Consider the following 6,493-nt stretch of genomic DNA (forward strand, 5'->3'; position numbering starts at 1 on the left):
CCTCTGGGCAGGACCTCTACGCTTTGCTGTCGACCCCGCACCCGCCCCTCGGCGGGCCGGGAACGGGCCGACGGGTGCCTGCGGGGCCGGCCGGTCAGGCTTCGGCGGCCATTTCCGGGACGCTCTGCCCCGTTTCGGCCTGCTTCGCACCCGGGCGGGCGCCGCGGGTTCCGGAGGCGGCCGGGCGCTTGGCGTCCTCGGCGGGGCGTTCGCCCTTCTCAGGAGTTACGAACCGGTAGCCCACATTGCGGACAGTCCCGATCAAGGATTCGTGCTCCGGACCGAGCTTGGCGCGCAGCCGCCGCACGTGGACGTCGACCGTCCGGGTGCCGCCGAAGTAGTCGTAGCCCCAGACCTCCTGGAGCAGCTGGGCGCGGGTGAAGACCCGGCCGGGGTGCTGGGCGAGGTACTTCAGGAGCTCGAACTCCTTGAAGGTGAGGTCCAGGACCCGGCCCTTGAGCTTGGCGGAGTAGGTGGCCTCGTCGACGGAGAGGTCGCCGTTGCGGATCTCCATCGGCGAGTCGTCGCCGGTCAGCTGCAGGCGGCCGACGGCGAGCCGCAGGCGGGCCTCCACCTCGGCGGGGCCGGCGGTGTCGAGCAGGACGTCGTCGACGCCCCAGTCGGCGGTGACGGCGGCCAGGCCGCCCTCGGTGACGATCAGGATCAGCGGACAGCCGGGCCCGGTGGAGCGCAGGAGCTGGCACAGGCTGCGGACCTGCGGGAGGTCGCGGCGGCCGTCGACCAGGATGACGTCGGCGCTGGGCACGTTCACCAGCGCGGGACCCTCGGCGGGGGCGACGCGCACGTTGTGGAGCAGCAGGCCGAGGGCGGGCAGCACCTCGGTCGACGGCTGGAGGGCGTTGGTGAGGAGCAGCAGTGAGCTCATCGGTTCTCCACACTGTCGGTGGTCCGGTGGTGCACGGTTCGCTTGCCCATAACGTCTGGTTCCTCCTGGGTCCCCGCGAGGACGTTTGCGGCACTGCATCTCGGCGCGTGGCGGGCCTCGTCGCCCCCCCGGGTCCCTCGCCGCACCGCGTCGTGCTGGAGAAGTCCCGTGCACCTGCGCTTTCAGACTCGTATACAGCTCGCTCTAATGCGCGAAAGGACCCGGGGGCTGCGTCGCCCGAGTCCTCTGCCCAGCAGAATAACCCACATGAGCACTGGCAGGGCAGGTCAAACGGCTGATTCGGGTGACGTCCCGAAGGCTGAGACAAAGCGGCGGTACCCCCGAACAGCCTTTCTCCGTACGGCCGACGGGGTGAGCGTCCACGCCGCGTACGAGCCGGGAACGGCTGTATACGATCCACCCGGAGCGGAATCCGATCACCCGGTGATTGTGATCGCGCACGGATTCACCGGAGATCTGAGCAGGCCCCACGTGCGGCGAATAGCGCGTTCCTTTTCACATTTCGCGGCGGTGATCACTTTCTCCTTCCGGGGCCACGGCGCGTCCGGCGGGCACTCCACCGTGGGCGACAAGGAAGTCCTCGACCTGGCCGCCGCGGTCGCCTGGGCGCGCGAGCTGGGGCACCGGCGGATCGCCACGGCCGGCTTCTCCCTGGGCGGCTCGGTGGTGGTGCGGCACGCCGCCCTCCCGGACGCCGGCGTGGACGCGGTCGCGACGGTCAGCGGCCCGGCCCGCTGGTACTACCGGGGGACGGCGGCGATGCGGCGGCTGCACTGGGTGGTGATGAGGCCGGCCGGGCGGCTGGTCGGACGGCTCGCCCTGCGCACCCGCATCCACCACCGGGACTGGGACCCGGTGCCGCCCTCGCCGGTCGAGTCGGCGCCGCTGATCGCGCCGGTCCCGCTGCTGGTGGTGCACGGGGACAGCGACCCCTATTTCCCTCTCGACCATCCGCGCTCGCTGGTCGAGGCGTCCGGAGGGCACGCCGAGTTCTGGCTCGAGGAGGGGATGGGTCACGCGGAGAACGCGGTCGACGAGGCACTGGCCCGGCGGCTCGGGGCCTGGCTGGCCGACGCCGCCCGCCGGGGCCGCTAGCCTGACCGTGTTCACACATCAGTTCACTCAGCCGAGGAACGGTATGGCACAGGTCACGGTGCGCTACTGGGCCGCCGCCAAGGCCGCGGCCGGCGTCGCCGAGGAGTCCTTCGACGCGGACACCCTCGCCGGCGCGCTGGACGCGGTCCGCACGCGGCACCCCGGGGAACTCACCCAGGTACTGCGGCGCTGCTCGTTCCTGATCGACGGCGATCCCGTGGGGACCCGCGGGCACGACACCGTACGGCTGGCTCCGGGCGGCACGGTCGAGGTGCTCCCGCCGTTCGCAGGAGGGTGACCCCCACAGCATGAGCAACCAGTACGAGCAGCCGTACCCGGGGCCGCACCACGGCCCCGGCGACGGCTACCCGCAGACGCCGTCGCCGTCGGAGACCACCCAGCAATGGCAGGGCAACACCTGGGACTCCCAGATGCAGCCCCACCTCGGAGCCTCGCCCGCCCACGAGCCGGAGGCCGCGCGCACGGCGTACCTCCCGCCGGCGGCGCAGGGCGGCGCGGCGGTCCCGTACCCGCACTCCAGCGGCCCGATGCCGGGCGCCGAGGCTCCGGGAACGCACGGCGGCGGGTACCCGGGGCAGTACGACGGCGGGCTGGCGGGCACGCACGCCCCGGCCGGACCGCAGGCGTCCCAGGCGCCGGCCCCGCAGGCCTCCGCCCCCCACGCCGCGCCGGCGGGGCACGGCGCCCAGCAGGAGCACACCTCGGCGCCCGTCGGCGGCGCCCCGGCCGGCGCCCAGGGCGGCCCCGACCTCGCGGGCTACGGCCCCGCGACCGTCGGCGGCAACACCCGGGTGACGGACGCCCAGCGCGCCCGCGCCGAGGGCCGCTCCCCGATCATCGATCCCGGCATCCAGCCCGCCGCGCTGACCGCCGTGCTGTCCCTGCTGCTGGCCGGGGGCGCGGCCCTCGGCACCTGGGCGCTGCTGCTCCCGCTGGTCGTGCTGCAGGGCCTGACCGCGGCCGGCTGGTTCCGCCTGAACGGCATGTGGCCCGCCCGCCAGGGCATCGCCCTCGGTTTCCTCGGCGCGCTGGCCGCCGACGCCGCCGTCCTGGTCGTCGGCCGCGAGCACGGCACCGGCGCGGTCCTCGGCACGCTGGGCGTGTGGGTCCTGCTCACCCTGGTCCTCCAGCTCCGCAGCCACGCCGAGCCGGACGAGCGGATGTACGGCCTCACCGCCGCCCTCGCCGCCGCCGCGCTGGCCATCCTGGCCACCGGGCACCTCGCCGCCGCCCCGCAGGCGGTGACCACCGGCGCTGTCGCGGTGGCCGCCGCGATCCTGGTCCGTGCCGTCGTCGCCAAGCCGCCGGTGGCCGGCATGGTCCTCGCGGTCGCCGTGGCGGCCGGTGCGGGCGCGCTGGTGGGCGACGGGCTCAGGGACGCGCTGCTGGGCGCGGTGGCCGGTCTGTGCGCCGTGGTGGGTCACCGGGTCGCCGCCTACGACTACCCGTCCCGCTTCGTGCACTTCACGGCGGGCGTCGCCCTGCCGCTCGCCCTGGCCGCCCCCGCGGCGCTCCTGCTGGGCTGAGGGCGCGCCGGCCCCGCCCGACGGGTGGGACCGGCCGCACATACGAGAAGGGCCGCCCCGTGCAGTGCACGGGGCGGCCCTTTCGTCGTCGAGCCCTCAGGCCGTCAGGCCCCCAAGCCGTCCGGCCGTCGGTCTCACTTGACGATCGTGATGCGGTCCGCCGCCGGCGGAGCGATCGGCGAGGTGGGGCTGGAGGTCGCGGTCAGGTAGTCCGCGAACGCCGTCAGGTCGTCGCTGCCGACGACCGGATCGGTGCCCTTGGCCAGCGCCGGGAAGTTGTCCCCGCCGCCGGCGAGGAAGTTGTTCAGCGCGACCCGGTAGGTGGCCGTGAGGTCCACCGGCGCACCCTGGATGCGGACCGAGTCGGCGACCAGACGGTCGGCGCCCGACCTGGTCATGTCCAGCGTGTAGGTGAGCCCCTCGGAGACCTGGAGGATCTTCGTGGTGGCCGCGTTGCCGCCGCTGACCTGCTGCTGCAGGGCGGCGACGATGTCGGCGCCGGTGAGGTCGACCAGGTTCACCGTGTTGCTGAACGGCTGGACGGTGAAGCCCTCGCCGTAGGTGACCACGCCGTTGCCCTCGGCCCCGCTCGCCGCGTAGGTGAGGTCGGCGCGGATGCCGCCCGGGTTCATCAGCGCGAACGCCGTGTCCGGGTCGATGGTGCGGGCGTGGGCCAGCTGCGCGTCGGCGATGAGGTCGCCCAGCGGGCTCTCGGTGCCGGCCTTGGTGATGTCGCCGCTGATGTAACCGATGGGCCGGTTGGCAACGGGCTTCGCCAGCGTGTTCCAGCGGTCGATGAGGGTGGTGATGTCGTCGGCGGGGTCCTGGGCCCGGCTGACCACGTGGTTGGCCGAGTCCACCGCGGTGCGCACGATGTCCTTGGTCGCCACGTCGTAGGTCAGCGTGGTGTCCGTGTACAGACGGCCGAAGGAGGCCGCCGAGGTCACCATGCGGGGGTTGCCCGCCGGGTCCGCGATGTCGCAGACGTAGGCGTTGTGGGTGTGCCCCGTCACCAGCGCGTCGACCTTGGGGGTGACGTTCTTGGCGATGTCGACGATCGGACCGGAGATACCGCCGGCCTCCGCGTCGCACAGGGCGTTGTACGCACCGTTGGCGGGCACGCCGCCCTCGTGGACCAGCGCGACGATGGACTTGACGCCCTGACGGTTCAGCTCGTCCGCGTACTTGTTGATGGTCTCGACCTCGTCGTGGAACTCGAGGCCCTTGACGCCCTCGGCGGTGACGATGCCGGGAGTGTTCTCCAGCGTGACGCCGATGAAGCCGATCTTGACCGGCCCCTGCTTCCAGACCCAGTACGGGGCCAGGGCGGGCTTGCCGGTGTCCTCGCGGGTCACGTTGGCGCCCAGGTACGGGTAGTCCGCGCCCTCGAACGGCGTGTCGGTGTAGCAGCCGTCCGTCGGGTGGCAGCCGCCGTCGCGCATGCGCTTCAGCTCGGCCAGGCCCTCGTCGAACTCGTGGTTGCCCACACCGGACACGTCGAGGTCCAGCTGGTTGAGCGCCTCGACGGTCGGCTCGTCGTGGAACAGACCGGAGAGCAGCGGGCTGGCGCCGATCAGGTCGCCGGCCGCGGCGGTCACGCTGTACTTCCGGCCCTCGCGCGCGGTGCGCAGCGAGGCCGCCAGGTACTCGACGCCGCCGACGCCTTCGATGGTCTTGGTGGTGCCGTCCGGCTGAACCTCCGTCACGCGGCCGCTGGAGCCGGTCGGCGGTTCGAGGTTGCCATGCAGGTCGTTGAAGGAGAGCAGCTGCACGTCGACCGTGCGGCCGCCCTTGGCCTGCGTGCCGTCCGAGGCGTCGGCGGGAAGCGCCGCCGTCAGCGCGCCGACGGTGGCCAGCGCTGCGCCGGTGATCAGAATGCGGTGGGTACGTCTCTGCCGGGTGATCCGCGGCATGGTCCCCCCTCTTGAATGAGTAGGTGCACAGTGGGGTGGCTGAGCGGCAGCTTAGGGTCAACGCGCGTAGCTGCGACAGGGGACGCGGGTCACATCCTGGTTTCGACTGTCCGAAAACCCGTCACGCCGCCGGCCGGCCGCCACGCCGCCCCCGGCCGCGACCGGGCAGACCTCCGGACGCGGGACCACCCGGACGACCACGCCGAACGGCCGGCGTACCGGGCGCAGGCCATACGCTCGAAGCATGACCAGCCCTCTCAGTCCTCGCCAGATCGACACCCTGGACCGCCTCACCCCCGCTCAGGTCGACGCGGTGACCGCCCTGCTGTCGGCCGCCTCGGACGCGGACGGCCAGCACGCCGTGTCCGAACAGGGCCGGCTGCACCTGAGGAGCGGTGAGCCCCGCCCCGGCATCCTCCACCTGCTGCTGACCGTGGGGGACGACGGTGAACTGGCCGGTTACGCCCAGCTGGACGGCTCCGAGCTCGTCGAACCGCCCGCCGCCGAGCTGGTGATCCATCCCTCCCACCGCGGCCGGGGCCACGGCCGCGCGCTGGGCAGCGCCCTGCTGGCCGCCACCGGCAAGCGCCTGCGGGTGTGGGCGCACGGCGGCCACGCCTCCGCCCGCCACCTCGCGCAGGTCCTCGGCCTCACCCTCTTCCGCGAGCTGCGCCAGATGCGCCGCCCGCTGACCGGTCCCGACGCCCCCGAGCTGCCCGAGCCGGTCCTGCCCCCGGGCGTCACCGTCCGCACCTTCGTGCCCGGGCAGGACGACGCGGCCTGGCTCGCCGTCAACGCCGAGGCCTTCGCCCACCACCCCGAGCAGGGCTCGCTGACCCAGCGGGACCTGGACGACCGCAAGGCCGAGGCCTGGTTCGACCCGGAGGGCTTCTTCCTCGCGGAGAAGGACGGCGAACTGGTCGGCTTCCACTGGACGAAGGAGCACGCCGAGGAGAACCTCGGCGAGGTCTACGTGGTCGGGGTGCGCCCCGGCGCCCAGGGCGGCGGGGCGCACCCCGACCACGTAGACC

General features: G+C 73.4%; 6 protein-coding genes. 4 read left to right on the top strand and 2 right to left on the bottom strand.

Annotated elements, in window-relative coordinates; genetic code table 11:
- Nucleotides 1-94 precede the first annotated feature (94 nt).
- Nucleotides 95-886: a response regulator transcription factor gene (locus ACOV8S_RS01750; protein WP_448315589.1), complete on the bottom strand. Its 792-nt coding sequence runs from the start codon at nt 884-886 to the stop codon at nt 95-97.
- A 267-nt stretch (nt 887-1,153) separates the two neighbouring features.
- On the opposite strand from ACOV8S_RS01750, the gene ACOV8S_RS01755 reads away from it, so the two are divergent.
- The 3 genes from ACOV8S_RS01755 to ACOV8S_RS01765 are packed head-to-tail and all read left to right on the top strand — an operon-like array spanning nt 1,154 to nt 3,549.
- Nucleotides 1,154-2,002, top strand: coding sequence for an alpha/beta hydrolase (locus ACOV8S_RS01755; protein WP_382553858.1), 849 nt, complete (start codon nt 1,154-1,156; stop codon nt 2,000-2,002).
- 43 nt (nt 2,003-2,045) lie between these two features.
- Complete coding sequence (locus tag ACOV8S_RS01760; protein WP_448315591.1) at nt 2,046-2,300, top strand: MoaD/ThiS family protein; 255 nt, start codon at nt 2,046-2,048, stop codon at nt 2,298-2,300.
- A gap of 10 nt (nt 2,301-2,310) precedes the next feature.
- Entirely contained in the window at nt 2,311-3,549 is a 1,239-nt protein-coding gene (locus ACOV8S_RS01765; RefSeq protein WP_448315593.1) for a hypothetical protein, read from the top strand.
- A gap of 134 nt (nt 3,550-3,683) precedes the next feature.
- On the opposite strand, the gene ACOV8S_RS01770 is transcribed toward ACOV8S_RS01765, so the two are convergent.
- On the bottom strand, nt 3,684-5,462 hold the full coding sequence (locus ACOV8S_RS01770) for a bifunctional metallophosphatase/5'-nucleotidase (protein ID WP_448315595.1): 1,779 nt from the start codon (nt 5,460-5,462) through the stop codon (nt 3,684-3,686).
- 244 nt (nt 5,463-5,706) lie between these two features.
- On the opposite strand from ACOV8S_RS01770, the gene mshD reads away from it, so the two are divergent.
- On the top strand, nt 5,707-6,493 hold a 787-nt coding region (gene mshD / locus ACOV8S_RS01775; protein WP_448315597.1), incomplete at its 3' end, for a mycothiol synthase.

This window comes from Streptomyces sp. CO7 (assembly GCF_053474865.1).

Coding starts and splice junctions, on each gene's coding strand:
- ACOV8S_RS01755 (WP_382553858.1), top strand. CDS start 1,154: ATGAGCACTGGCAGGGCAGGTCAAACGGCTGATTCGGGTGACGTCCCG.
- ACOV8S_RS01765 (WP_448315593.1), top strand. CDS start 2,311: ATGAGCAACCAGTACGAGCAGCCGTACCCGGGGCCGCACCACGGCCCC.
- ACOV8S_RS01760 (WP_448315591.1), top strand. CDS start 2,046: ATGGCACAGGTCACGGTGCGCTACTGGGCCGCCGCCAAGGCCGCGGCC.
- ACOV8S_RS01770 (WP_448315595.1), bottom strand. CDS start 5,462: ATGCCGCGGATCACCCGGCAGAGACGTACCCACCGCATTCTGATCACC.
- ACOV8S_RS01750 (WP_448315589.1), bottom strand. CDS start 886: ATGAGCTCACTGCTGCTCCTCACCAACGCCCTCCAGCCGTCGACCGAG.